The organism is Microcystis aeruginosa FD4, from assembly GCF_009792235.1.
Lineage (GTDB): Bacteria > Cyanobacteriota > Cyanobacteriia > Cyanobacteriales > Microcystaceae > Microcystis > Microcystis viridis.
The window spans coordinates 1245976-1272820 of the sequence record NZ_CP046973.1; the positions used below are offsets into that span (position 1 = coordinate 1245976).

Below are 26845 nucleotides of genomic sequence, written 5' to 3' on the forward strand. Positions count from 1 at the left end.
ACTAACTTTTGGATACGATGCACAGTCGGCATTCATACCTTGATTCAGCAACGCCAGAAAAGGTTAATCAGTATCGTAGAAAACTTGGCCAGCCAACCTAGTACAAGTGTGCCGCAAGCTTCGGGAAATCTAGCCGCAGCGAGTGCCACCTATGACTTTTGGAATTCCCCCTATTTTCACCCCTCAGATATAATTGCCGCCCAGGCCAAAAGTACAGTAGAAAGAATCAAAGAACATCCAATAGTTTTGGCAGTTCAAGACACAACAAGTTTAGACTTTACGACCCAAAAAGCCAAAAAAGGAATGGGTTATCTAGATTGTAAAACATCCTTTGGACTCAAAGTTCATACCACCTTAGGAGTGTCACCGCAAGGAATACCTTTAGGACTGATTAATCAATATGTCTGGGCAAGAGAAGAAAAGAATTTAGGGATTGCCAAGCAGCGAAAAAAAAGAGAAACCCAAGAAAAAGAAAGTCAAAGATGGTTAGATTCCTGATCAGAAACACAACAACAAATACCCGAAGAAATTCAAGTAGTAACAATCGGAGATTGTGAAGCAGACATATTTGATTTATTGGCCCAATCAAGAAGTCCTAACTCTCATTTACTAATCCGAGGAACTCATAACCGAAAAGTTAAATATCTCGAAGACAAGCAAAGGTCAGGGCATCCAGAGACTAAATATTTACATCAATCCATCAGAGAAATAAAAGCCTGTGGTAGCCTAGATGTGCAAGTAAAACGCAATCCTAATCACGAGGCTAGACTAGCTAAACTAACAGTTAGATTGGCCAGTTTTGAAATACAAGTACCTAGCCATCACTCCAAGGCGACCCCTCGTCAACCGGTAAAATTACAGGTAATTTTAGCTGAAGAAGAAAATCCGCCCATAGCGGAGTTAATCCTATCAGTTGGCTCCTCTTAACTAGCCTAGACATTAGTAGCTTTGAATCAGCGATAACCTGTGTGCGCTGGTATAGTTATCGCTGGTTGATAGAACGCTATCATTTTGTTTTAAAAAGTGGTGGTGGATTAGAAAAACTGCAATTAGAAACGGGTCGGAGAATTGAGATGGCCTTAGCTACCTATTCAATTGTAGCTTGGAGATTACTTTGGTTAACTTATCAAGCACGCTTACACGGAGAGGAGGGTTGTGAAAGTTTTTTGGAAGAACATGAATGGCAATCTTTGTGTGCCACTATTCATAAAAAGGGTCCGCCACCTGAAAAGCCGCCCTCCTTGGCCGGAAGCAGTCAGAATGATTGCTTCTCTTGGGGGGTTTTTAGGTAGAAAAGGCGACGGTGAACCCGGTGTTAAAACTATTTGGTTGGGACTGCGAAGGTTACATGATATCAGCCAGACTTGGAAACTATCTCATCAAATTAGTCCCCCTATAGAACCCCCTTGAGCCATCTTGCACACTTTTCTCTTTTTGTCAAATTTTATGTTAAGAAAGATGTGACTAATGGATAGCCCGTGAAGGACGTATCTATCAAACCGATTAATTGCATCCATTTACCTGAAAAATTATTCCTTAATCCATAGGCGTACCCAGAGTAGTGATTTAAGGTGCGAGACTGTTGAACAGCCCAATCCCCTAACTATGCAGCCCGTCAGCTTGCCTCAAGGGGGTAGGGATGTTTTTTAGTTCTAAGTCCACTATAGAGGCTTTTTGACACTTGTCAAGCCTCTATAGTGGCTTTTTGAGATAAAATGAAAGAAGTTCAGCTTACGCCTAAACCATTGAAACAACTAATAGAACAGTCAGGACATACTCAGAAGTCATTCGCTGAATCTCTTGGCTTAAGCTATTCAACTGTTAAATATTACGTTGCCCGGCAAAAAATGCCCGGCAGTGATGTTTTAGCTGATATGTGTCGTGTTCTCCATCAATCACCTAAAACAGTGATGACAGCATTAGGCATCGACACGGACGGCATCCCCGACGACTCCCCTAACTGATAAAACACCCCAACGACCTTGGCGGGTTCGTTGGGGAAAGTGACAAAAAATTTCTCATGTACTCACTATGATGACCCTATCAGTAAACGATCGCATCTCCTATAAAGGAGAGAAAGCCACGGTCAAACAAGTCTGGAAAAAGAAAGTCAAGGTCATCCTCTCAGACCTAAGAGAGATGACGGTAGGAGTAGATGATGTTGAGCCGTGGACTGAAACGGTAAAGGGACAGTTAGCACTCATTAATCTCTCTCAATATGAAGACCGACGCGGCTTCACCGATTGGGAGTTAGAGAGTCAGGATGCGATCGAACCCTTGACCCCGAAAAGTAACCAGCCAGAAGATGCGATCGAAACAGAAGATGCGATCGAGATAGATATCCAATCGCTGACAACTGACCAACTAATACTTTACAATGCCATTTTTCTAAATTCCTGACAGACATAGAGCTTCTAAAATCCAAGACCATCCCGTCAAATACCCGATCGTGTCATTGGATAGAGAATTTAAAAGATGGTAAAGTTTACTTCTTAAGTTATCAAGGGAGTTAAAATTGCCCCAGGCCAAATGGGCCTTACCGGCGCTCGCAAGGCCGACTTTAAATGTGATCAGGACAGTACCAAAACCTGGGCTGGGGTTGCTCTTGATGGGTGGGTTATTTTTGCTTGACTGGTGGCTTTCAATTCCGCCGGCAGATGCTCCCCATCAGCTGGCGGGGCCTGTAGATACTCGCCCGCCATTCCTGGACACAAGCAAACTACCCTCAGGTGTTAAGTACAGATATTTTGTCCAGGCTACTGACTGGTACGGAACTATTCACGGTTACAATGGCACGTCAGTGTCAGAGGGTGTTGCCAGTGTTTTTGAGGCATTTGGTCCGGTCACTTTGCAAAGAGTTGATCTTAACATCCAGCTTGGTCGTAAAAACGTGATTGTTTCATATGAAACCGGAGACGGATTTGTTTTAGCGATAGAATCAGCCATCCCAGAATTTCGCAGACCTTACTATACGCCTGGATCAACTCGCATTGTCAGGGTGGAAATCGTAAATACTGGCCAAGTAATCACAGATAATAAGGCTCCTTTGGCTCCCTTACCATTCACTTTTGCGCCTCCGGGTAAACTCAACCCTCCCCCGCTTCCCCCCTCACCACCCGCTACTGACAAAAACAAAGACAAAAAAGAGACACCAGACGACCGCAAGTTTCCCGGCCCGATATTTGGTGATTTTCCGAGTAAACCAGACAACGATCAAAACAGTGATGAGGACAAAGACACAGACAAGAACCCCGACAAAAACCCTAACCCAGATGGACTAAAACCCAATCCTGAACCGAAAGACAAACTCGATCCTAAAAGCAAACTGGGATTGAAGCCCGTACCTACAACTGAACCTAAGGAGCCAAAGACCACGCCTACCGGTCCGCATCCTTCCCCGCCCGACTCACCTTTCCCGCTTTTCCCCCTTTTCCGATAATTAACCCTCAAAATCCGACCGTTCCCAAAAAAGAAGAAGAAAAATCGCCCGTGTACCAAAACACCTCCGGGAAACAGTTGCTGCGTGCCTAGTCCTGTCTCGCAGGGACTTGATAACATTAACCAAAAAAATGACCTGCTATTGGAGAAATTAATTGATTTATCAATGTTAGAGGTTATTAACAATAAACTCGGTCCGCAAATTAACGGAGGTTTGTCGGGCTATCTTACAGATAGATTTGTGAAATTGTGGAAGTCGCGAGCAGTTGATCGCGCCCTTAATTTAATGGCTACGGCTGCCGCGATTCATAATGCGGTCATGCTGTCTCGAAATATTGGCTCGACTTTGATTCAGACTTTAGGCAATGCCTTAAATATTATCGGCATTAAGGATGGTGACGAGGTGGCCCAAAATTTTTCCACAGTTATCGGTGATGGAATTGAAAATATTATCAAAGGTTTAATAGGTGCGGAAAATTATACAACACTAAGCGAAACATGGTCTAAAGCAAATAGAATATATCAAAGTGCAATCAATATTTATCAATTAATGACTGATTCACTTTTTGGTATTACTGAGGGTTTAGAGCAAATTGGCAAATATACAGGTAAAATTGGCAATGCTCTCAAGAAATCGGGGACAGTCCTCGAAAATTCCTATAATTGGATGACAGAGACTTTTAATTTTTCTAGTGGCAAAAATAGAAAGATTGATAGAGTAATAGAAGGACTACAGCAAGCCAGCGAGGTCGCTTCTGATTTAGAAAGTATAACGTCTGAATTTAGATCAGTAACCGAAAACGTAGCGGAAATTGGCCCGCAAATAAACACAATTAAAACAGAAATAAATGGCAAGAAAACCGAAAAAGAAACGGAACAAAACGAAAGCAAAGAAGCCTCACAGTCTCCAGGAATAAATAAATCAGATTTAGTTAAACCCGATACCGAGTAATTTATGACTACCCCCAGCAATTTTAACGAATTTGAACACTGGCAAAGCACTATTTTAAGAGTGCATAACCGAATAGTGCGAGATGAATTTAGTGATATTACAGACGATGATTTAGACTTAGCCGTCCCTCGATCTTCATTGCGCTGGGCTTGCTTGTTAAAAGACAATGACACGGCTGATCTGATGATTCAGAGGTTCTTACTTTTTTATTTCACCCTAAGAAAAGCGCAAGACTTGCAACAACCTTTTTATGGGATTCCTTTAGACGATTTGCAAGCTTCTAGGAAATTTAAGCCACAAGTTACCTTGTATTTTAAGGAAGATGACGACGACGTAGAGGAAAATTTGCGCCCGATGTGGGGAGAAATTTCTTTTAGATTAATGAACGAATCTAGCACCACAATTACAAAAACAGAACTAAATACTTTAGCCAATAAAATTAAGACAGTATTTGGAGCTGCTAACGGATATATTTGGAAAAAAGGGCGAAAATTATTCTCTTATACCGAAAAAGAAAAAGGATATCAGTTGCAGCTTCTTTGCCGAGATGAAGCTACAGCTAAAGAGTTGATTAATAAGATTTTAGACTTACAAAATCATACTCCTGATTGGAAGTTTTTAAAGTCTAATATTGCCGATGATGAAAATGAATCTTTCCCCTATAACCCCGGTAATCACACAATTTTAGGGAAAAGCCGCAAAAAACCGCGCCAGCGTCCAATGGTTGATGTGCGCTTCCAGTACGCCACGGCTTTTATCTGGGGGGTGAATAAGCCGATCGCTCTTTACGATCGCTCGTTTACCAGCAATTCTCATTTTGAAACGATTTTGCGTTGTTTCAGCGACCTAGAGATTCGTTAAAGAATTTTAACCCCTCTAGGTGCAAGGGTTTTAATGTCATGAAACCTTAAAATGAGAATTGCTGCTCGTTTACTTTCCTTGATGCCCTTGTAGATGAGTTTGGGTAGTATTCACGGATGGTCTATACCCTTCCGTCGAGTCGGATTGGCTACAAGCCTTGCTATAACTGAGTTATCGGATTTACCGAGAGCGGTACAAATATTTTATTGAGCGGATAGCATGGCTAGAAAAAGGTTTTCAGATTTAGAACGGGTGTATGATGCTTTAAAGCTGGGAAACGTCCAAATTAGCTCTTTACCCCAGAATTTAGACTTTGTTAAATATGCAAAATGGCGCGAAGGTAACGGACCGGAGCGAAGCATCGTCCGGCCTAACCTAAATGGAGAGGTTTCGGTCGGTGTAAAAGCGTTTGGATACGGATTTGACGATGAAGAAGCAAAACAATTAGTTACGTTATCCGGTCGGTCTAGCGCTTTTTTAAATGGATTTGGTCCTAAAGCTAAATTCGGAGTAGCAACTGCCAACCTAGATGATTACAAAACAAATTCTAGCTTTGTCCCTGCTAAAGCTCGCATTGCCCAAATTGTGGCCGGAACCACTGAAACATCAGCAATTACTGGACGAAAATACAAGAGTAAAACCGGAGCCGCTTACACCATCCCTATGGGACAAACATCTGGAACGCTTCGCTATCAGCAAACGATTAACGCTATTTTAACTGATGCCGTTTTTAATGGCTCTAATGCTACTCATGTCGTAAGTTTTGAACCAGAGAGATTCCGCCGTGATTAATGTAGATCAAGTTAAAGAAGGAATGCGTCTATGGACTCCGGAAAGATTTGATGATGTTTCCGTAGAAGAAACGTCAGAAAGGTTAATCATTTGTGGGAGCGCGTTGGTAGATTTCTTTTCTTTAGAAATTACTCCGACGGACTATCTTGATATAATTGAAAGCTGCGGGGTAAATGTTGATGAATATTTAGAAATAATCAACGAAAACCTGTATGACATCCTATAATGTTAGTAATCTTAATAACTGGCAGTCTGTTTGGAATCAAAGCTTTACAGCAGAACCAGCACCGGGAGACAGACCAGAATTAGAGCGGTTTTTTCCTTTACCAGAAATTTCTGTGCCGATTCAGTTAAGCTCTGGTTTACTTACTTTTTACGCTACAAGTCAAGGGGCTAATCCTAAATGGAAGTTTGCGGCTAACGTCAAGCGAAAGTATGTCACGGGGTTGACTGTGGGGGGAAACCCTGACGCAGTGGTAGATAGCAAGCGAATTTTTTTAAATCAATTTTCGATGCTAAGATACCCTGTTAGTTTTGGTTTGAGTTATTCCTTGCTAATTTCGGTTCCTTATTGGCACAGACAAATTTCATTGTATTTATGGGAATACACTGGTCCGATTATTGATTCAGTTGACCAAAAACTCGATTTAATCTTGGAGAGATTACCAGATTTACCATGATTCCATTCACTTTATTGGCTCTTGTTTTTCCTTTATTGATTTTAAAATGTCACAGAAAAATAAGATCGCGTTAAGCTTTGTCGGTATGGGATTATTATCTGGGATTATTTTGAGTTACCATCTTCCCCCAGAAAAATTATCGTTTGCGCTTGGTGGTCCTACTGCTGTAGTCGGCGCTGGATTAGCACAATGGAGTAGTAAAGAAAATTCACGCGATGACTGAAAATAGAATTATTAAGGTCGTTGTCAGTTTAAAAATCGATCGCCGTAAAAGCGATCGATTTTTTCTAGGGGTATCATCTAGGAAAAATAACTTCTAGGGGAGCGGGAATCATCTCGCCACGAAAGTCAAGAATCTGGACTAGGATTAGATAGGCAACGGCGATTAAAATCGAAATCGTCCCCGTGATAATAGCGATAATTTTAGCAGAATTCATATAGTTAACCGATAATTTCCTCAGATTATTGATCTATTCTCGCAAAAGCTACCGAAATTTATTCTAATCTATGATTGCAAGCATAAACAAGTCAGAAGATATCTTACCCGAATAACACGGGAGCGTGGAAGCCAAGTCGTTTTAACGCTTGGATGAAATGCGACTCGATTGGTTTGAACCAAGCTTATCCTAATTTTACACGACCGGGCAAGATGTCTGTTAAGATTGGTTCATGGCTAATTTATCTCTCACACTTAAACTTCCTTTTTATCGGTTAAACCAGTACAAAGCACAAGAGTTTGAGCGACTGACTAAGTTGAACACAGGTATTGCTAATCAACTTCTAGAAATTACTAAAAAGGAAGGATAGAAGAAAGTTAACCAGCAAAGACTTCAAAACAATCCCAAAAAGTTAAGTTCGATGGGGTAAATAACCGTGATAATTTGGCATATTATCAACTGGAACAATTCACTCGATCTAAAGCGATTCGAGCAGCTGTTCCCGTTAAATCAATTGGGTGCATCTCAGTTTTGCAAAAATACTGACAATAGGATATAAAGGAAGAACGCTTCTTCTCTTCTATCTTGACGTTGTGCCTATATTAATGGTGTCTTGTCCAGATGATATTTCTACAAATATGAGATGCACCCTATTTATGTCTCGTCCTGTTGTTTATTTTGCCGTTACTAATCATGGTTTTGGCCATGCTGTCCGCAGTGCTTCGGTAGTAGCTAATATTATTAAACTCAATCCCGAAATCTTGCCGATATTAGTTACCACTGCCCCGCGCTGGTTATTAGATTCCTACATATCAGGAGAATATATTCAAAGACACCGGGGGTTTGATGTGGGGGTAATCCAATCGGATAGTTTAACGATGGATAAATTAGCTACCAAGGAAAAATTAGAACAAATAATTGCCAAATCAAGGGCAATTATTGCCAGTGAAGTTAATTTTATTAAAACTAATCGTGTCGGTTTAGTTGTGGCTGATTTACCGCCTTTAGCGGCACTAATTGCCAAAAGTGCGGGGCTTCCTTGTTGGATGATTGGTAACTTTGGCTGGGATTTTATCTATCGTGATTGGGGTGAAGAATTCGCCGGTATTAGTGATTGGATTAGTCGTTGTTATAATCAATGTGATCGCTTATTTAAACTGCCTTTAGCAGAAGCAATGACAGCATTTCCTCACGTTAGCGAGGCAGGTTTAACCGGGGGGACACCCCGCTACAGTGAAGAACAATTGCGACAGGAATTTAAGCTAAATGCCCCTAAAGAAAAAACTATTTTATTGAGTTTTGGTGGGTTAGGATTAGAAGCAATTCCCTATGATAACCTCGCCAGGTTTCCCGATTGGCAATTTATCACTTTTGAAAAAAATGCGCCCGAATTGCCCAATTTAGTCCGCTTACAGGATAAACCAGATCGGAGCTATCGTCCTGTGGATTTTATGCCTCTGTGCGATCGAATTATTTCCAAACCGGGATATAGTACCTTTGCCGAGGCTTTAAAATTAGAGGTTCCGATTGTTTCCCTGATGCGAGAAGGTTTCGCCGAATCAGCGATTTTATTGGCTGGAATCCAAGATTATAGTTATCATCAAATCATTAGCAGTGAAGAATTTTTTCAAGGTAATTGGGACTTTTTGCGCCAAGCCCCCCAACCGCCAAGATTAAAGGTTAAACTGGCTAAAGATGGTGCAGAATCGATAGCGAAAGCTATCGTAGAATACTTTGAGAGGCAACAGCAATGATTAACTTAGCCAATTTAACCTCGGATTATTAGCGGTGAATTTAGTTATCGGTCAGCCAGCCTTAGTTTATTGAACAAAGTCCTAGAAACCAGTCAAATTACCGCACTATTTTTTGACAATCACATTCGGGATAATCAGGGCAGTATCAGCCTCGAAATCGTCAAAAACACCGATAACCCCCCTGGGGAAAGTTGACGGCGAACCTGAGCAGAGAACTAGGGAGACAGAAACAAGATCGGGCAGAAAGCCGATACTTGTTACAATAGTTTACAAATCACCCTGCCTTGTCACCGAACTATGTCCGAACAGATGATCTCCCCAGAGATGCAAACCGAAGAAGCGATTACCGTTGAAGTGCAGCCCGTCCATATTCCCGAAGAGCATCGGGAAGATATCGGCCCCATGGATGACAACGTAGCCGAGAGTTGGCGCTACAATCCCCAAGTTATTAACGACTATTACCGTCGGCGACCTCTAGAAGTTGTGGGGAGATTAATCGAAATTGCCCTACCGGTTTTATCTTTTGTCATCGGTATCTGGTGGGATAAACTGCGGGGAAAATCGCCAAAAAATGAAATTAGACGGGCTGTACAATTGCGGGAAATGTTGACAAAATTGGGACCGACCTATATTAAAATCGGTCAAGCTCTCTCTACTCGGCCTGATTTAGTACCTCCTTTATATTTAGAAGAATTAACCACTCTCCAGGATCAAATTCCCTCTTTTCCTAATGAAATTGCCTATCGTTTTATCGAAGAAGAATTAGGTTATTCTCCCGAAGAAATTTATGCAGAATTATCCCCCAATCCGATAGCGGCAGCTTCCCTAGGACAAGTTTATAAAGGTAAATTAAAAACCGGAGAGAGAGTCGCCGTTAAAGTACAGCGTCCCGATTTGATTCGCTGTATAACTTTAGATGTGTATATCATGCGTAGTTTGGCGACTTGGGCTAAAAGTAATATTAAAAGACTTCGCTCCGATTTAGTGGCAATTACCGACGAATTAGCCAGTCGTATTTTTGAAGAAATTAATTATCTTCACGAAGGACAAAACGCCGAAAAATTCGCTCAACTTTATGGTCATATTGCCGAAATTTACATACCCAAAATCTACTGGAAATATACTGGGCGACGAGTTTTAACCATGGAGTGGGTGGACGGCACAAAATTAACTAATATCAAAGAAATTCAAGCCCAGGGTATTGATGCCACCCACTTAGTTAATGTGGGGGTGCAGTGTTCTTTGCGTCAATTACTTGAACACGGATTTTTCCATGCGGATCCCCATCCGGGTAATTTATTAGCGACTCCCGACGGTAAATTAGCTTATCTTGATTTCGGCATGATGAGCAATATTGAACCCTATCAACGCTACGGTTTAATCGAAGCGGTGGTGCATTTAGTCAACCGGGATTTTGAGTCTTTGGCCAAGGATTACGTTAAGTTAGACTTCCTGTCACCAACTACCAATTTAGAGCCAATTGTTCCCGCTTTTTCGGAAGTTTTTGGTAATGCTTTAGGGGCAAGTGTGGCAGAATTAAACTTTAAAAGTATCACCGATAAAATGTCGGCGATGATGTATGAGTTTCCCTTTCGAGTTCCCGCCTATTATGCCCTGATTATTCGCTCGATGGTGACTTTAGAGGGAATAGCGATTGGCATCGATCCTAATTTTAAGGTACTGAGTAAAGCCTATCCTTATATTGCTAAACGTCTGCTCACCGATCCTTCCACGGAGTTGCGAGATTCCCTACGGGATTTATTGTTTAAAGACGGTACTTTTCGCTGGAATAGATTAGAAAATCTCTTGCGTAATGCTAAAGATTCTAATGATTTTAACTTCGAGAAAGTCACCGATCAAGCGTTAGATTTTCTCCTTTCAGACAGGGGTATATTTATCCGTGAAAAATTAGTAAATGAGTTAGTAAATACCCTCGATAACTTCGGCCGTCGAACTTGGTTTAATCTCACGGTTAATTTCCGGCAACAGGTGGGTTTAGCCGTGCAAGAAACTCCCCCAGAATTGTTAGGTGATGCTAAGAGTTTTGAGCATCTTCGCAACATCTTTAGTATTTTACAGGAAACAAAAGGATTCGATGCCATGGCTATGGTGCCAGTGATTACTAAACTAATCGCTAAACCGGAAACCCAACAGATGGGACAAAAAATTGCTGAAGGTTTGCTACAAAAATCCCTAGCGCGTTTAATTCGTTACCTAGTTCTCGAATTTGATACACCAAATCATCAGCAAAATGGAGAATTATCGAAAGCTTTACCCGCTGCCGATTAACCTCTGTTCGGAGTTCCACCGACTGCTCAAAATCAGAGGATTTCCCACAATAAATGCCGTGAAATAAATTTCGCGGCTCAGAGAAAAACGCTAAACTGTTTTTAAAGTTTTTTTATCCTAACTGGTTAACGGGGTTTAAAGGTGACTTGTAAACCGTCACGAGGATGGGGAGTGGGGATAGTGGTGAGGGTGATATCTTGATTGGGGAGTAATTGCCAATCGTATTTTTCTACTAAACGGACGGCTAAAATTTTCATCTCTAAACGAGCGAATTCTTTGCCAATACATTCGCGCAATCCCGCACCAAAAGGGATATATCCGTAGGGTTTTTCGTCAGCTAAAAAGCGATCGGGATCGAAGGTTTCAGGATGAGAATAAATACTATTATCTTTATGGGTATTGCTGATTTGATACTGCACTACCCATCCTTTCGGCAAATGATAACCGTTAAATTGACAGTCTTCTATTACCCGACGGAATCCTCCTCCCACGGGGGGAGTAAAACGTAAAACTTCTTTTAAAACGCAATCTAAATAGGTCATCTGTTTGAGGGTATCGACGCTTAGAGGAGTCGATAGATCAAAATTAGTTATTTCCTCCAAGACAAGCTGAAAAATATCGGGATGCAGTGCCATTTGTAGACAGAAAGTGGCGATAGCGGAGGTTAAAGTTTCATGACCAGCAAAGAGTAATAATAGCACTTGATCCTTTAATTCCGCTAAGGATAAACTTTGACCGTTTTCGTCTTTAGCTTGTAAAAGGATAGCAAGAGCATCTTGGCCGGGGTCATCATTTTTTTGTCTTTCTAAAATGATAGTTTCGATCGCTTGCAGTAATTCTTCTCGACAGCGTAATGCTTTGCCGAAAGCTGTCCAGGGAAGGGGAAGGGGAAGGGTAAATAGTCCCGCACACCAAGTATCAAAAGCTTCCCCTAATTTGGTAGCAGAACCCTGGTCAAGACCGACAAATAATTTACAGGCGATATCGAGAGTATAGTCTCTTAATTCAGGATACCATGACAGGGTTTTTGCAGTTTGCCAACGCTCTAAATAGTGAGCGGTAATTGTTTCTACCGTAGGGATATAACTTGCTATGGCCCGGGGTTGAAAAGCTTGATAGATTAAACGACGACGGGAAGCGTGAACATCTCCCGTATGCACCGCTAAAGATGCGCTACCTAGGAGAGTTCTGGTACTTTTAGGCCAAGTTGCCGCAAAGTATTTATTCTCGTTGCTGAGGAGAAACCGGTTAGCTTCGGCACCGGATAAAATAATCGTGGGACTGCCAAAAATATGAGTACGGAAAAGTTGACCATATTTATTATGACGTTTACTGGCAAAATCCCCATCGGTCAAAAAAGCGATTGTTTCTCCTAATAGGGGTAATCCGAAACTGCCGGGGGGTAAGGGTATATCTTTGCTTATAGTCATCGCTGCCTCTAGGGTAAAACTAATTATTTGCCGTCGATCAACCCTGTTTATTCTAACCTAAAGCGCCGGAGACTTCATCCCCTAATCTAGCCTAGTAATTAGCGATCGCATTTGACCAAGGTAAGTATTTAAGCAAAATTAATTACAGATCTCACCAGTCAGTCAACAGTGAGAATTGCCGCCAATTGACATTTTTTAAGATCACCGCCATAATTACCCATTGCTGATAGTAATTCGCGGCAAACGATGCTTAAAACCGCAGAGAATTTCCCAAGATATCGTACCTAAATCCCGCGCCCAATCGTCGGCGGTGATGCACTGTGGGCCGTCTTTACCGATAAGTGTGACGATTTCCCCTGTTTTTACCTCTGGAATCTCGCTCACGTCAATCATTAACTGATCCATGGTTATCGCGCCGATTTGGGGTACTAAACGTCCTCTCAGGGATACTTTTAAACGATTGGAGAGATTGCGGGGAATTCCATCGGCGTAACCGATACCGACCACAGCAATACGGGTGTCTTTTGCCGCTATGTACTGATGACCATAACTCACTCCGGAGCCGGCGGCAATGGTTTTGACTTGGGCAATGCGCGCTTTTACTTGCAGCACCGGTTGCAAAGGGACTTTATCGGTGAGATGATCGGCGGGATAAAGACCGTAGAGAGCTAATCCGACTCTAACTCGATCGTAGTGCAGAGATCGATCGGTTAGGGTAGCGGCAGAGTTGGCTAAATGCAGACAGGGGGGATGATAACCTTTTGCTCTTAACTCGGCGATCGCTTGTTGGAATCTTTGCCGTTGCAACTGCATGATTTCGGGATTGGGATCGTCAGCCGTGGCAAAATGCGAGTATATGCTGGCAATTTTCAGGTTAGGAGCCTCTAAAACCTGTTCGACGAATTTGGTGCCGTTCTGCCATGCTGTACCCAAGCGAGACATCCCCGTATCTAATTTGATATGAACCGGCAGCCGCTGCTCTAAGCGTCTCATAACGGTGGCAAAAATTTGCACCTGTTCGATTTGTACCAGGGTGGGTTGCAATTGCCAATGGGCTAAGGCTGCCACTTCTTCTGGGGTATTGACTGCCCCTAAAATCATAATTGGGGCAACGATTCCCGCTTCCCGTAGTTCGATACCTTCCCCGATAGTCGCGATGGCTAAAGATTGCGCTCCGGCTTCTAAAACGCTGTTAGCCACCTTAACTGCCCCGTGTCCGTAAGCATCGGCTTTAATTACCGCCATTAATTCCGTTTTTGGGGCTAATAAAGCCTTGACTTTTCGCACGTTTTGTTGTAATGCCGAGCGATCAATCTCTACCCAAGCACGATAGCGAATTACTTCCGACAATTGATAATCATGACGGTTTTTGGGGGGATTGATGATTTTCGGTTCGATGCTAAACACCACTCGCTCACTCCTTTGCACACATAACCCAATTTATACCAAAAGAAAACCGAGAGGGCTAGGAAAGAAGCCTGAAACTCCTCGGTATTTCCCCCTTTTTCCCTGTGGAATATGGGCTTTAAGATGAATGGGCTGTTAGGAAGTTCCCCAAAAAATGGTTCTTCGGTTTTTGTTATGCAATGGACGGGGTTACAAGGGATGAAACCCTTATATAGAAAGACATTGCTGCGATTTTGGCCAATTAAGTGGGTGGGTGGAATTAAATATAAGATGAACCTAGATTGGGCTTCGGCCGTGAGCTTTTGCCGAACGGTTGAAGCATGAAACCCAACGCCCGCATAGTTTACGCTACTGCTAATCCATCCTACAAATAATTGTGCCTCCCTACTTATTTTCGATCTAGAACGAACTAATCAATTAAGTCTCTTGCCAGATAAGGATTTAGTCGATTTATGCCCCCCGATCGAACCATACCAAGTAACGAAGAACCACTTTTTTAACCAAATCGCGCATGGTTTCTAATACCAAATTTCTAAATCCATGACAGACATCCACGCTCGAATGCTTGCCAAGCCTGCATTCGTTGTGACGCGAATAAAGAAAAATGGTATCCTATTGGTGATTTTCTCTCACTTAAGGTGAGCAGCAGAAGTTGTTCAAAGAGGGCGAAGGCAATTCGCCCCTACAATAATATTATTTCGCCAATGGTAGGGGCGCACCGCGTGCGCCCAAAATGTCCTCTGGATATTTCGACAAAATTGAGATGCACCAGGCATAACCATCTCTGTCATTACTTTTGAAAAATGGTATAACTGTTCAGTCTGGGACATGGCTTTAATTTGGCTCAATAAATTTAGAATTGTAAATAACTGTTACAAATACTTGACTTAAGATATTTCTATGGTGACAGAAACACAGATCAAAGAAAAAGCGCTAGAGTTGGGCTTCCATGGGGTCGGTATTGCCTCTGTGGACAGCCAAGACTCGGCGGTATCCCATCTAAAAAGCTGGTTAGAGCGGGGTTATCACGCTGATATGGATTGGATGACTAACCCAAAACGACAGGATATCAAAACTCTTTGGCCGGAAGTGCGATCGCTAATTGGTCTCGCCCTTAACTACTACACCCCCCAGCAACACAGTCAAGAGCAAAACCATGGCAAAATTTCCCGTTATGCTTGGGGACGGGATTATCACAAAGTATTAAGTAAAAAATTAAAAGCCCTCAGTCAATGGTTAGAAAGTCAGGGGGAGCAAATTCAAACCCGTTACTATGTGGATACTGGACCAGTACAGGATAAATTTTGGGCGCAAAGAGCAGGTATCGGCTGGATTGCCAAGAACGGTAACTTAATTACCCGCAATTACGGTAGTTGGGTCTTTTTAGGAGAAATCTTGACCAATTTATCTTTAGAACCCGATCGACCCCATAGCGCCCATTGTGGCAGCTGTAGCCGTTGTTTAAGCGCTTGTCCCACCCAAGCAATAGTTAGTCCCTATGTGGTGGATGCTAATCGCTGTATTGCATACCATACTATCGAAAATCGTGCTGTAACTTTGCCTACAGAAATTGCCAAGAATTTACAAGGTTGGGTAGCTGGCTGCGATATCTGTCAAGATGTCTGTCCTTGGAATCAACGTTTTGCCCAAGTTACCGACGTGGCCGATTTTCAACCTCGTCCGGAAAACCTCTCGCCAAGGTTGGATGAATTAGCTAATCTAACTATAGAGGAGTGGGATCGTCGTTTCATCTCGTCGGCCCTGCGTCGAATTAAACCCCAGCAGTGGCGACGTAACGCCCAAGCTAATTTAGCTCATTCCCCTAACCCCGTACAAGATGACAATTAAAGTAGTCGTGTTCGATTTTGATGGTACTATCGCCGATACCCACGATACTTTCGTGGAGATTGTCAATCGTTTGGCTAAAAATTTTGGTTATCAACCCATCAACGAGGAAGATTTGGCCAGACTAAAAAACCTTAGTTCCCAAGAAATTATTAAACAATCCCAAGTTTCCCCCGTTAAAATCCCTTTTTTACTCTATCGAGTTAAACGGGAATTAAATAAACAAATTGAATGCCTGAAACCCTTCCATGGCTGGCATCACTGCCTCGCCACTCTTAGAGAAAGAGGCTATAGATTAGGAATAATAACTTCTAATACCAAAGAAAACGTCACCATCTTTTTAGCAAATAACCAACTCTTAAATTTATTTGATTTTATCTGTTCGGGAACGCCTTTATTCAGCAAACACAAAATTATCGATCGCCTGATCCGACAAAATAAATTCCGCCCCGATGAAATGATTTATGTCGGCGATGAAACTAGAGATATTACTGCTGCCCAAAAAAGTCGAGTGCAAGTGGTGGCCGTCGCTTGGGGCTTTAATTCCCCTCAAATTTTAACTCAATTTAACCCCGATCATCTCATTCATCATCCCCTAGAATTATTGGATATTTTAGATAGGGCTGGCTGAAAAAGTTTTTCCTAGGAGCAGGGAGAGATAGACTTCGATCGATGGGGGCAGAGAGACTCGAACTCTCACGAGCTTATAAGGCTCAACGGATTTTAAGTCCGTAGCGTCTACCATTCCGCCACGCCCCCGTTATTTAACCGACAATTTTTTATCATATCACAAATAATTTAATTGGCAAGAGCATTTTCAGCAAATTATTTTAGCCCGCCAATTCGATCGCCGCAAAGGGGGAAAGACAGGGTAAAATAATCAGCAGGTGAATTGCCGTTCACCGACAGCCATTGAGAAAAATCAATCCTTATGCAATCAATTCTGACGCAAGAAACCATTATCATCGCTCTGATCTACCTATCTCTCAGTGTCTTGTATTTGCTCGTCATTCCCGCCGTTATCTACTACTACCTCAATACGCGCTGGTATGTGGCATCTTCTTGGGAAAGAGGGTTTATGTACTTTCTGATGAGCTTTTTCTTCCCCGGGATGCTGTTGTTAAGTCCTTTCCTTAACTTCCGTCCCCAACGTCGTACCCTCAAAGCTTAAGTTATCATCAAAAAAACCCATGAGACGCATTGATGTCATCGGGATCGGTATAGGGATGTTTGCTGTGGGCGGCATCCTCTACATTATCCTGCAAAAAACTGGTTTAGATAGTGCTTCGGCGGGAATTTGGAGTCAAGCGGTGTTGGTGGGTGGTGTCATCGGTTGGATTTTTACCTATCTGTTTCGAGTCGCCACCGATAATATGACCTACGGCAAACAGCGCAAGGATTACGAAGATGCCGTCTTTAAAAAACGTCTGGAAGCCATGACTCCCGAAGAAATCGCCCAAATGCAGCGGGAGATTGAAGAAGAAAAAACTAAATAGGGCTTGCTGAATAAATCTAAAAACTTTGTTGGATAAGGCTTTTAGACTTTTTTGAAATCCAAAAGTGCCGGACCTGGGGGTGATCGGGGGTAAAATTCAGGTACTTTTTCCCTGAAAATTAGGTAACTGACTACCTCAAAATCGGTAAAACCCTACACCCTACACCCCATACCCCACACCCTGCCCCCACGAAAAACTTTTTCAGCAGACCCTAAATAGACGGATGAAACCCGATAAAATCATCATCGGTTGGCGAGAATGGCTCGATTTACCCGATTTAGGCATTACCAAAATTAAGGCCAAGATTGATACAGGCGCTCGCTCCTCGGCCCTACACGCTTTTCATCTCCATACTTTTCGAGATGGCGATCGCGATTGGCTGCGCTTTCAAGTTCATCCCTACCAAAAAGATAGTCACCACACTGTCACCACTACCGCAGAAATCCTCGAATGGCGACAGGTAAAAAATTCCGGGGGTCAAAGTCAACTACGTCCCGTCATCAGAACAAGTGTATTACTTGGCGGCCGTCAATGGCCGATCGAATTAACCTTGACTAATCGCGATGTCATGGGTTTTCGGATGTTATTAGGACGAGAAGCACTGAAAAAAGGCTTTCTTGTCCATCCGAATAGGTCTTTTTTACTGAGTTAAGCTTCTGGAGAGTTATCAGATGTGAGTTTTTAGTTCACTGTTTACTGTTTACTGATCACTGAAAAGGCTTTTCTGGGAAGTGGGGAATTAGGGAAGTAGGGAGTGGGTTTTTAAAGTTCGATTGCAGGGTAATCGCACTATTAAAAACAGATTTGGTATTATTATCTATCTAAATTCTTGGAGCTTGTTGCTGTATAATTGTAATGACTGACCCCGCTTTTCATCTGAACTATGCCTATTCCCGATTTTCAATCGATTATGTTGCCGCTATTAAAAATACTTGCAGATGGCAAAGTTTATAAATATCGAGAAATTCTTGAAGCTTTGGTCAGAGAGTTTCAAGTCACGGAAGCGGAAAGAAAAGAAATGGTTCCCAGTGGTCAACAAGAAATTTTTGCCAATCGAGTCGGTTGGGCAAAAACCTATTTAAAGAAAGCAGGATTAATTGAGTCACCCCAAAGGGCAACTTTTGTAATTTCTGAGAAAGGAAAAGAAATCTTATCTCAAAATCCTGCTCGAATTGATACAAAATTTCTGAGACAGTTTCCCGAATTTCAAGAATTCAATCGAGTCAATAAGCAAAATGAAACTATTACTCTTGACAGCAATTTATCAGCTTCTGAGCAAGAACAAACACCAGAGGAATTACTAGGAAACTCCTATAAAGAAATTCGTCAAGCATTAGCGACAGACTTACTTTCTATTTTGCAAAAATTATCCCCAGATAATTTTGAAAAATTAGTAGTAGAATTACTGGTAAAAATGGGTTATGGTGGCTCGATTAGAGATGCTGGTAAAGCGGTGGGTAGGAGCGGGGATCAAGGGATTGATGGGATCATAAAAGAAGATAGACTCGGTTTAGATATAATCTATATTCAAGCCAAAAGATGGGCTGATAATAATGCCGTTGGTCGTCCAGAAATCCAGAAATTTGTCGGGGCATTAGCGGGACAAGGAGCCAAAAAAGGTATTTTCATCACTACTTCCTATTTTACCAAAGAGGCTTTAGAATATGCCCCCAGAAATGAGATAAAAATAGTGCTGATTGATGGGGAAGAATTAGGTCAATTGATGATTGATTATAACTTAGGTGTATCGACCAAAGAAATCTATGAAATCAAGAGAATTGATCATGATTATTTTGGGGATGAATGAGACAGAGGGGGGGACAAGGGTTACAGAAAACGGTCATGGCGTTAAAATAGATGGAAAAAATAGAGGATAAAAACTATGGACGGGATGACCTTTTTTCAGAAAAGTGCGGGACAGTGGAAATCTCAGCGCACCACCCATCATTTACCCTTTCGACGCTCAGAAACCGGCGATTCCGAGATTTATGTGGAAGCTTTAAGCGCCGATAACCCGAAAATTATCGCTATCTGTGAAATGCACGAAGTCGATCCCGCTAAGACTGTGGGGGGTGCCTTTGTCAGTTGGGATGGTTCGATGCAGTGGGACAAAGAAGACGAAAATCATCAAGGAACCACCGTTTTTGCGCTAATTCCCGACGAAGATAATCCCCAAGCTGGTGTTCTGTTGCGGGAGCGAGGTTATGCGGAAATCGTTCCCGTGGCGGGCCGTTATCACATTGATGAACAGGAAGGTTTAGTCTTAATTACAGAATACGAAACAATGACCTCGATCGAGCGTTTCTGGTTTGCCGATGCCGATTTACGTCTCCGCACTAGCACAGTTCAACGTTTTGGCGGTTTTAATACGGCCACTTTCTGTGCTGAATCCCGCAATCAGTCATCGGAGTCAGTCTCTAGTGATTCCCCCGAACCGTCATCCTATTCGATTAGTGGCTGGTAAATTTAGGAGACAGGAGACAGGAGACAGGAGATGGGGAGATGGGGAAATGGGGAAATGGGGAAATGGGGAAATTCAACTAATACCCCAACACCCCCCGCAACGCGCACGCAGTGACCACCCCAACCCCCAACACCCTAAAACCCCAACCCCCAACACCCTAAAACCCCAACCCCCAACACCCTAAAACCCCAACCCCCAACACCCTAAAACCCCAACCCCCAACCCCCAAAATCCCGGATGGTAAACAAGTTTTCTTAACAATTGTAAGAATTTTTAATATTTCTTTTCTAGTTGGCACTTACTCCCTTATCATTATGAGGAAAGTTTTTTAAGCATTTCTAAGGATACGGAGGTTTACCCTTGGCCATTCCTCTTTTAAATTACGCCCCCAAGTCCCAAAACGTGCGGGTAGCTGGTTATGATGTCGGTGGAGACGAAAAACCGAAAGTTTACACGACGGAAAATGTCCTCTCCCCTACCGACCTGGACGATTTAATCGAAGCCGCTTACCGTCAGATTTTCTTCCATGCCTTCAAATGGGATCGGGAACCCTTCCTCGAATCCCAATTACGCAATGGACAATTATCGGTGCGGGATTTCATTCGTGGCCTACTGTTATCGAAAACCTTCTATAACAGTTTCTACGAGAAAAACAGCAACTATCGCTTTGTCGAACAGGTAGTACAAAGAGTTCTCGGTCGCGATGTCTATAGCGAAAGAGAAAAAATTGCTTGGTCGATTGTCGTTGCCACCAAAGGTATTCAAGGTTTTGTCGATCAACTGCTCAACAGTGACGAGTATCTGCAAAGCTTTGGTTATGATACCGTTCCCTACCAACGTCGTCGCACCCTGGCCAGCCGCGAAATCGGTGAACGTCCCTTCAACATCACCTCGCCTCGCTACGATGGCTACTATCGTGGTATTTTGGGCTTCCCCCAAATCGTTTGGCAGAATGCTGTCCGTCGCTATGTTCCCCAAGAGCAAAAACCCAAAGCTGGCGATCCTTCCAGCTTCTTGGCTATGGCCCGGGGTCTCGGTAGCGCCAAAGGCAATCCTGTACCAAGAGTCTCCGCTATGAATATTAACATCGAGGCTTCTGTACCCCGTCGTTAATTTTTAGCTCAACCTGCCGGGGAGAGTCCCTAATTGGCAGAATGACCCCCGAACCATAATCAGGTTATTCTGTGAATTGGTGGCTCTCCCTATGGGGTGGCTCCTGAAATAATCCCCCCACCGAGGACGATTTCCCCTTCATAAATCACGGCTGCCTGGCCCGGGGTGATGCTAAATTGTGGTTGATCAAAAACCAGTTTCACTTGATTATTTTCTAGGGGAATAACATTGACGGGAACAGCCGGAGAACGATAACGGACCTGTACCTGCGCGCGGATAGGGGTGGTGGGTTCAGCAATAGAAACCCAGTTCATCCGTCCGACAAGACAATCGGCACTAACGGCACTTTCGCGATTACCGACGATAACCCGATTCATGACGGGATCGAGTTTTACCACATAGAGGGGTTCGGCGGCGGCAATGCCGATGCCTTTGCGTTGTCCGATCGTATAATGATGGATACCGCTATGTTTACCCAAAACTTTGCCATCGAGATCGACGATATCGCCCTCACTAACGGCGATATACTTATCCAAGAACGATCGCATAGTTCCGTGAGCTTCAATCAAGCATAAATCCTGACTATCGGGTTTATCTGCCGTTTTTAAGCCGAATTCTTGGGCAATTCTGCGGGTTTCTGCCTTGGTTTGTTCTCCCAAGGGAAATAAAGTCCCCCGCAGTACATCTTGAGTGAGATCATAGAGAAAATAGGATTGATCTTTATTTTTATCGACGGCGCGCAGCAGTTGATAACGGTTGTTTTCAGGAGAAAAACGAATTCTAGCGTAGTGACCGGTGGCAATAGTGTCCGTTTCTAAGGTTTCCCTAGCATAATGCAGCATCGGACCAAATTTTACCGCTTTATTGCACTGAGAACAGGGCAGCGGTGTGATTCCCGCTTCGTAACCAGAAACTAGATAATCAATAATTTCTTTTTGGAAAAGCTCGCGACTATCGACGATATGATGGGGAACCCCCAACTGCTCACAAATAAAGGCCGCATCTACCATTCCCTCGGAGCAGCATTGACCTTTACCCTTCATTAACCACAGGGTCAAGCCAATAACATCATAACCTTGAGCGTGTAGAGCGGCAGCGGCAACTGAGCTATCTACTCCCCCCGATAGACCGACAACAACTTTCCCCATAAATCTCGTCATGATTTTTAACCAATATACTTTCTAGACTAGCATCTCCTCCTTTAAAATTTGGACATGATGTACCCAAATTTCGTGTGAGGACAAGCCAGCATGATGAGAACAAACCTACTGTTTTTCTCGGCTTTATTTTGGTTAAAAGTCGGGATAATCGCTCAAGGAACGCTGCTGCTAAAAGCAAACTTATCTTTTGCCCAGAATGTTTATCCCGGTCGTCGTTTGCCTCCACCACCGGCGGTGAGACAACCAACTAAACGTTCAGACAGTCCCAGTGCTGTTAATTGTTCCCAATGTCCACCCTTAAATTTGCCCCCGGTTAATTCTCCTTCAGTTAACCCCCCGGTGGCTGCCCCGGTTTCCGGTAATCAACCCCTGAGAGAATACGTTTTTCAAGCCCCCGCTCCCGTGCGTCCTGCCAATGCTACGGTGGTTAATAATAATAATCGTCAAACTGTCAATCCACCAGCCCCCACACCGCAAAATCGCGCCAATAAACCCCCTTCTCCCCCACCACAGCAGCGGGTTATTGCTACTAATCAACTCTTTCGTGTTGAAGTTAGGAGTAATAGTGCAGAAGCGTTGGCAAAAATTAAAGAAATTGAACCCCTCGCATTTATCCGCACGGGAGAAAATGTTATTCAAGCGGGGTTATTTCAGCAACAATACCAAGCTAAACAACGGGTGCAAGAGTTGACTAAACAGGGTTTTAGCGCTCAGATTATTACCCTCAATAATTAGGGTTTACTGAAAAAGTCTGTTGGTGGGGTTAGGAGTCGGTTGTCAGGAGACAGGAGTCAGTAGTCAGTAGTCAAGAGAATTAAGAATGAACGATAGCTTCATGCCTATTTTTCCTATTTTTGAACTCTCAAAAGTTAAGGGACTTGCGTGGGAATAATATCCCAGCTTTGAAAATCGCTCTGTAGAAGAATCAGACCAGCCAGATGGCATATTATCAAAGCGCAAGTCCCTTATTGGAAGGGGGCTCTCGAAGGCTCTCCCCCTACTTAGGGTGATCAGCAAACCCCCTCCGCGCGGAGGGCGCAGGTTCCTTGCGCCCCGACAGTAAAGGATTTTGTCCACAATGTAGGGGCGAACTGCGTTCGCCCAAAAGGTACATTATCAAAGCGCAAGTCCCTATTATGCAATAAGTCTCTAGGATTTCAGATAATCTCGATCGAATCTCTTGCCTCTCGTCCATCCTAACCAAGAAGTTAATTTTACCCTATTAACTCACCGTTCGCTCATTTCTCGGCTCTTCTAGGTTCTGTGTGATAAGGTTTACTTACATAGGATCGATCAATCTTTGTGTCCTTTGTGTCTTTGTGGTTCGTTCCAACCCCTCGCTAGGACGAATGTATCTTAAGAATACATTTTACCCACCAAACCCAAGAGAGCCATTTCTCGAACCGAAAATTTGGTAAATTGTCTCAAATGCAGTCTAGCAAACGCATTGATTGTTCTATTCGGACATTTGTTAGTACAAAAAGACCATTTTGAGGTTAACGAATTGATTAGGGTTTGAGCGAGCCAATTGGAGATCGCACTTTCGGCACTGTTCTACTTACCTTATTTGCTAAAAAGCATACCATTATAAAGGTAAAAGCAATTTTAAAACCCTTGCCTTAAAAAATTAAGCGAACAATGAGTCAGTACTTTAACAAGCTCACTAACATGAACGCTCGGTCGAACGCTGATCTCACGGCCAAAGCCTGCTCGTGGTGTAAAATCTTTGTAGGAACTAGACAAAGGAGTATTTGAAGCTAACACTTCAATTCAAGCAAATTTTGTAGAAATATAACTATCGTAGGGCATACGAAAAGTAACGCTTAGGGAGAGAACCACATCTGGATTGGATAACGCAAGGAACATCTAATTTGAGTGGACTCGTTGAACTAAGAATCCCTCGCTTTTAGTGACGGGATTGTCAAATGACCATATAAATGGTCGCTGACCCTGACGCACGATGGAGACATAAACCCCAACACCAAAGTTGGCAAAACTACCCGCGCAAAGGGGAAGTAAAATTGTTAGACAACCCGATGTGCAACTAAAAACTACAGAATCAAGGTTCCCGAGGATGCTTTATCTGTGCTGATTTCTGAGAGCCTTGTAAATCAAGACTAAAAATATAGTTGAACACGGGATTAGACAGGGAAAAGAGGAGGGGCAATGGGCTAAAGTGGTTTAGCCTATCCTGTTCCCAAAAAACCGAAGAAAATATGGAGATTTTGGATGACGACGATTTACTTTGCTACAAACCGCAACCTGGTTACCTCAAATGATTTAGAGGCGGGTTTTGACTTCGGGAGTACCTTTAGTCAGGATGGACTGGCTAACTTGCGTTTTGGAAAAGCCGAGGTAACGGGTGAGAACTTTTCTCAGTATCAAATCCAAGTTGCCCCAGAAAATCTGCTGGGTGATCCGCCCGTTTTGGGCAGTCAGGAGATCGCCTTGCAAGTCCGCAAACAGATGATCGAGAATGCGGAAGATACATTGATCTTCATTCACGGCTTCAACGTTTCATTTCGGAGCGCTCTAACGGCTGCGGCTCAACTGCACCAAGTGTTGACTGCCAGAGACCCTGGCGATACCGAGCCTCCCCTCAAATTGAATATATGTTTGTTTTCCTGGCCTTCAGACGGTGCGCTTCTGTTTTCCGATCCGAGAGCCGCCAATGCGATCGCTTACAAGAATGATCGCCTGGATGCCGCCGCTTCTGGGGCGGCATTTGCCCGCGGCTTCCTCAAAGTTGCCGATTTCATTAATCAGACTGAGGCGCGGTGCCAACAGAGACTTCATCTCACTGCCCACAGCATGGGCAATTATGTCTTGCGCCATGCTCTACAGGAATTGAAAAGGCAAGTCGGCAACCAACTGCCCAGACTGTTCGATCAGGTTCTGATGATGGCAGCCGATGAGGATGATGATGCTTTCGATCTCGACTACAAATTGTTGTCTCTGTCCCGGATCACCCGCCGGACAAGTGTCTATTTCAACCGCAACGACCTCGCTCTTTGGGCCAGTGATAAGCTTAAGGGTAATACCGCCCGTCTGGGGACAGATGGTCCAATCCAGCCTCGACAACTTCCTCGCAATGTCTATCCGATCGATTGTACCCGCGTGGTATCTCGTTTTACAGATCCTTCAGAGCATGGCTATTATCTGAATGTCCCTCGGGTTGTCAGGGATATGCGTCTAGTATTAGGGAATCAAATTCCCCCCGATGAAATTCCAGGTCGGAAGTACGTCGCTGAAACTAATCGCTATCGACTCCTAGAATGAGTGAAGTTTAATTTACTGCCCTAAAATGCAAACGCCTATCACAAAGGTTTTAAAGTGATTGGGAGATTTGACTTTATCTTAGCGTCAGCAGAAGTCCCATACTCCGCAGTCTAAGTGTCACAACTCATTGTTCGCTTAATTTTTTAAGGGAAGGGTTTTAAAATTGCTGTTACCTTTATACTGTATGCTTTTTAGCGAATAAGGTAGGTAGAACAGTGTCGAGAGTGCGATCTCCAATTGGCTCGCTCAAACCCCAATCAATTCGTTAACCTCAAAATGGTCTTTTTGTACTAACAAATATCCGAGTAGAACAATCAATGCGTTTGCCAGACTGCACTTAAGACAATTTACCAAATTTTCGGTTCGAGAAATGAGCGAACGGTGAGTAATTACTTAGCACACAGAGTTAATTTTGTCAAGCAAAATTTTGACCGCATCGATCATCACATCCGGTTGATCCATCCAGACAAAATGACTACTTTTATCCGCTTGTATTTCCATAAAATCTCCGGATAACTTGCCTAATTCTAGGTGCATCTCCTCCCGGAGTTGATTGGCACTTTTGAGGGGAATAAAGCGAGTCCAAAGGGAAGGTTTAAAAAAAGAATTAGCTTTAATACTAACTATCGGTAAATTGCCGAAATTGTTAGCCTCACTTACCTGACGAGCGCTTTGGTCGAGATTAAGCATTTCTCTACTCATCGTCATCCAGTGTTTAGCGCGACAGAAAGAACGCTTAACTCGATCACAAGAATCTAGGGAAAAGCGACGCAATTCTGGTTTTAATAATTCAAAAACTCCCAGAACTCTCAGAACTCGTATAATGCCTAAAATTGAGCCGATAATCGACATCAAAAATCCAGAGATGAAAAATAATTTTAATGCCTTTAATGCTGGCGACATTTTCAGCATTCCTTTCTCATGTAAACCGTCGGTGAGTACCAAACCCACTACTTTTTCTGGGAAGAGATGAGCATACAGTCGAACATTATAACTGCCAAAAGAATCACCAATTAAAATATAAGGCGGTTCTATTTTTGCTTGGGTGAGTAATTGATCTAATTCCTGAACAATTTGGTAGCTAGTCCGGGGATATGGACTAGAATCGCTCCAACCATAACCCGCTCGATCATAAATACAAACCCTAGCCAATTGTGACAATTCTTCTAGCAAAAAGTATCCCTCAATTCCCCCTAAACTAGGGTCAATAATAATAGTGGGACTAGCCTCTCCCGCTAGACAAAAATGTCGGCGATATTTACCCACATTAATCAAATTACCCGGAGGGGCTTTTTGTTCTTCTAACCAAACAGATAGCGTCTGATAAATTGTCGTCGCTACTAGGATAATTCCTCGAATTGATAAAGACATAACTATACCTCTTGTAAAAATAAAAAATTGTCGGCTCTCTTGGAGTTATGGTGATAAGCTTATCTTATCGAAGAAAG

The 26845-nt window shown here is 43.1% G+C and carries 27 protein-coding genes, 1 tRNA gene and 2 pseudogenes; 23 read left to right on the forward strand and 7 right to left on the reverse strand.

All coding sequences use genetic code 11. The features are described from left to right. Positions 1-12 precede the first annotated feature (12 nt). The 3 genes and pseudogenes from GQR42_RS06420 (at position 13) to GQR42_RS06430 (ending at position 2400) form a co-directional block, all read left to right on the forward strand. Positions 13-1410, forward strand: a pseudogene (locus GQR42_RS06420) (IS4 family transposase). A 335-nt stretch (positions 1411-1745) separates the two neighbouring features. Then, entirely contained in the window at positions 1746-1964 is a 219-nt protein-coding gene (locus GQR42_RS06425) for a helix-turn-helix domain-containing protein (protein WP_233271294.1), read from the forward strand. 67 nt (positions 1965-2031) lie between these two features. Next, positions 2032-2400 (forward strand): hypothetical protein, encoded by a 369-nt coding sequence (locus GQR42_RS06430; protein ID WP_158199331.1) that lies wholly within the window; start codon positions 2032-2034, stop codon positions 2398-2400. Here the strand turns inward: GQR42_RS06430 and GQR42_RS06435 are convergent. Beyond that, positions 2389-2529 (reverse strand): annotated as a pseudogene (locus GQR42_RS06435) (IS630-like element ISMae27 family transposase); the annotation flags it as partial. The gene GQR42_RS06430 and the pseudogene GQR42_RS06435 overlap by 12 nt on opposite strands. 79 nt (positions 2530-2608) lie before the next feature. On the opposite strand from GQR42_RS06435, the gene GQR42_RS06440 reads away from it, so the two are divergent. The 7 genes from GQR42_RS06440 to GQR42_RS27485 all read left to right on the forward strand — a co-directional run bounded on the left by GQR42_RS06440 (position 2609) and on the right by GQR42_RS27485 (position 6946). Further along, a complete protein-coding gene (locus GQR42_RS06440; protein ID WP_158199332.1) occupies positions 2609-3439 on the forward strand; it encodes a hypothetical protein in 831 nt (276 codons plus the stop codon). Positions 3440-3604: 165 nt separating this feature from the next. Further along, entirely contained in the window at positions 3605-4390 is a 786-nt protein-coding gene (locus GQR42_RS06445) for a hypothetical protein (protein ID WP_233271295.1), read from the forward strand. A 3-nt stretch (positions 4391-4393) separates the two neighbouring features. Beyond that, positions 4394-5251 (forward strand): hypothetical protein, encoded by an 858-nt coding sequence (locus GQR42_RS06450; RefSeq protein ID WP_158199334.1) that lies wholly within the window; start codon positions 4394-4396, stop codon positions 5249-5251. A gap of 219 nt (positions 5252-5470) precedes the next feature. After that, complete coding sequence (locus tag GQR42_RS06455; RefSeq protein ID WP_158199335.1) at positions 5471-6043, forward strand: hypothetical protein; 573 nt, start codon at positions 5471-5473, stop codon at positions 6041-6043. Continuing rightward, positions 6015-6269: a hypothetical protein gene (locus tag GQR42_RS06460; protein WP_233271179.1), complete on the forward strand. Its 255-nt coding sequence runs from the start codon at positions 6015-6017 to the stop codon at positions 6267-6269. Before GQR42_RS06455 ends, GQR42_RS06460 begins: the two co-directional genes overlap by 29 nt. Next, entirely contained in the window at positions 6256-6723 is a 468-nt protein-coding gene (locus GQR42_RS06465; RefSeq protein ID WP_158199336.1) for a hypothetical protein, read from the forward strand. Before GQR42_RS06460 ends, GQR42_RS06465 begins: the two co-directional genes overlap by 14 nt. Before the next feature lie 46 nt (positions 6724-6769). Further along, positions 6770-6946: a hypothetical protein gene (locus GQR42_RS27485; RefSeq protein ID WP_199273279.1), complete on the forward strand. Its 177-nt coding sequence runs from the start codon at positions 6770-6772 to the stop codon at positions 6944-6946. A 73-nt stretch (positions 6947-7019) separates the two neighbouring features. Here GQR42_RS27485 and GQR42_RS27490 read toward each other — a convergent pair whose 3' ends face one another. Beyond that, positions 7020-7160, reverse strand: coding sequence for a hypothetical protein (locus GQR42_RS27490; protein ID WP_199273280.1), 141 nt, complete (start codon positions 7158-7160; stop codon positions 7020-7022). 656 nt (positions 7161-7816) lie between these two features. Here GQR42_RS27490 and GQR42_RS06475 point away from each other — a divergent pair. Both GQR42_RS06475 and GQR42_RS06480 read left to right on the forward strand, forming a co-directional pair. Then, positions 7817-8914, forward strand: coding sequence for a glycosyl transferase (locus GQR42_RS06475; protein WP_158199337.1), 1098 nt, complete (start codon positions 7817-7819; stop codon positions 8912-8914). Between the two features lie 297 nt (positions 8915-9211). Then, positions 9212-11203: an ABC1 kinase family protein gene (locus GQR42_RS06480; protein ID WP_158199338.1), complete on the forward strand. Its 1992-nt coding sequence runs from the start codon at positions 9212-9214 to the stop codon at positions 11201-11203. A 125-nt stretch (positions 11204-11328) separates the two neighbouring features. Here the strand turns inward: GQR42_RS06480 and GQR42_RS06485 are convergent, their stop codons facing one another. Continuing rightward, a complete protein-coding gene (locus GQR42_RS06485; protein WP_158199339.1) occupies positions 11329-12633 on the reverse strand; it encodes a cytochrome P450 in 1305 nt (434 codons plus the stop codon). A gap of 213 nt (positions 12634-12846) precedes the next feature. Continuing rightward, the gene (gene alr, locus GQR42_RS06490) at positions 12847-14043 is read right to left on the reverse strand and encodes an alanine racemase (RefSeq protein WP_158199340.1); all 1197 of its coding nucleotides are present in this window, start codon (positions 14041-14043) and stop codon (positions 12847-12849) included. A gap of 897 nt (positions 14044-14940) precedes the next feature. Here alr and queG point away from each other — a divergent pair. Beyond that, complete coding sequence (gene queG / locus GQR42_RS06495; RefSeq protein WP_158199341.1) at positions 14941-15888, forward strand: tRNA epoxyqueuosine(34) reductase QueG; 948 nt, start codon at positions 14941-14943, stop codon at positions 15886-15888. After that, positions 15878-16516: an HAD-IA family hydrolase gene (locus tag GQR42_RS06500; protein WP_158199342.1), complete on the forward strand. Its 639-nt coding sequence runs from the start codon at positions 15878-15880 to the stop codon at positions 16514-16516. The genes queG and GQR42_RS06500 overlap by 11 nt, the downstream gene beginning before the upstream one ends. A gap of 42 nt (positions 16517-16558) precedes the next feature. On the opposite strand, the gene GQR42_RS06505 is transcribed toward GQR42_RS06500, so the two are convergent. Continuing rightward, positions 16559-16644: transfer RNA gene (locus tag GQR42_RS06505), tRNA-Leu, on the reverse strand. 172 nt (positions 16645-16816) lie between these two features. On the opposite strand from GQR42_RS06505, the gene ndhL reads away from it, so the two are divergent. The 7 genes from ndhL to GQR42_RS06540 all read left to right on the forward strand — a co-directional run bounded on the left by ndhL (position 16817) and on the right by GQR42_RS06540 (position 20958). Beyond that, positions 16817-17056 carry an NAD(P)H-quinone oxidoreductase subunit L gene (gene ndhL, locus GQR42_RS06510; RefSeq protein WP_002732218.1) on the forward strand — a complete coding sequence of 80 codons (240 nt, stop codon included), beginning with the start codon at positions 16817-16819 and terminating at the stop codon, positions 17054-17056. Positions 17057-17075: 19 nt separating this feature from the next. Then, complete coding sequence (locus GQR42_RS06515) at positions 17076-17381, forward strand: DUF3007 family protein (RefSeq protein ID WP_158199343.1); 306 nt, start codon at positions 17076-17078, stop codon at positions 17379-17381. A 223-nt stretch (positions 17382-17604) separates the two neighbouring features. Continuing rightward, on the forward strand, positions 17605-18033 hold the full coding sequence (locus GQR42_RS06520) for an ATP-dependent zinc protease family protein (RefSeq protein WP_158199344.1): 429 nt from the start codon (positions 17605-17607) through the stop codon (positions 18031-18033). 231 nt (positions 18034-18264) lie between these two features. Continuing rightward, complete coding sequence (locus GQR42_RS06525; RefSeq protein ID WP_158199345.1) at positions 18265-19188, forward strand: restriction endonuclease; 924 nt, start codon at positions 18265-18267, stop codon at positions 19186-19188. A 75-nt stretch (positions 19189-19263) separates the two neighbouring features. Beyond that, positions 19264-19845 (forward strand): phycobiliprotein lyase, encoded by a 582-nt coding sequence (locus tag GQR42_RS06530; RefSeq protein ID WP_002770022.1) that lies wholly within the window; start codon positions 19264-19266, stop codon positions 19843-19845. 46 nt (positions 19846-19891) lie between these two features. Beyond that, a complete protein-coding gene (locus GQR42_RS06535) occupies positions 19892-20029 on the forward strand; it encodes a hypothetical protein (RefSeq protein WP_158199346.1) in 138 nt (45 codons plus the stop codon). Positions 20030-20205: 176 nt separating this feature from the next. Then, positions 20206-20958 (forward strand): phycobilisome rod-core linker polypeptide, encoded by a 753-nt coding sequence (locus GQR42_RS06540; protein WP_002744197.1) that lies wholly within the window; start codon positions 20206-20208, stop codon positions 20956-20958. Between the two features lie 89 nt (positions 20959-21047). On the opposite strand, the gene mnmA is transcribed toward GQR42_RS06540, so the two are convergent. Continuing rightward, positions 21048-22106: a tRNA 2-thiouridine(34) synthase MnmA gene (gene mnmA, locus GQR42_RS06545; RefSeq protein WP_158202409.1), complete on the reverse strand. Its 1059-nt coding sequence runs from the start codon at positions 22104-22106 to the stop codon at positions 21048-21050. 102 nt (positions 22107-22208) lie between these two features. Between mnmA and GQR42_RS06550 the strand changes: the two genes are divergently transcribed. Further along, positions 22209-22853, forward strand: coding sequence for a hypothetical protein (locus GQR42_RS06550; protein WP_199273281.1), 645 nt, complete (start codon positions 22209-22211; stop codon positions 22851-22853). Positions 22854-24347: 1494 nt separating this feature from the next. Continuing rightward, positions 24348-25397 carry an alpha/beta hydrolase gene (locus GQR42_RS06560; RefSeq protein ID WP_158199348.1) on the forward strand — a complete coding sequence of 350 codons (1050 nt, stop codon included), beginning with the start codon at positions 24348-24350 and terminating at the stop codon, positions 25395-25397. A gap of 393 nt (positions 25398-25790) precedes the next feature. Here GQR42_RS06560 and GQR42_RS06565 read toward each other — a convergent pair whose 3' ends face one another. Continuing rightward, positions 25791-26768: an alpha/beta fold hydrolase gene (locus GQR42_RS06565; RefSeq protein ID WP_158199349.1), complete on the reverse strand. Its 978-nt coding sequence runs from the start codon at positions 26766-26768 to the stop codon at positions 25791-25793. Positions 26769-26845 lie beyond the last annotated feature (77 nt).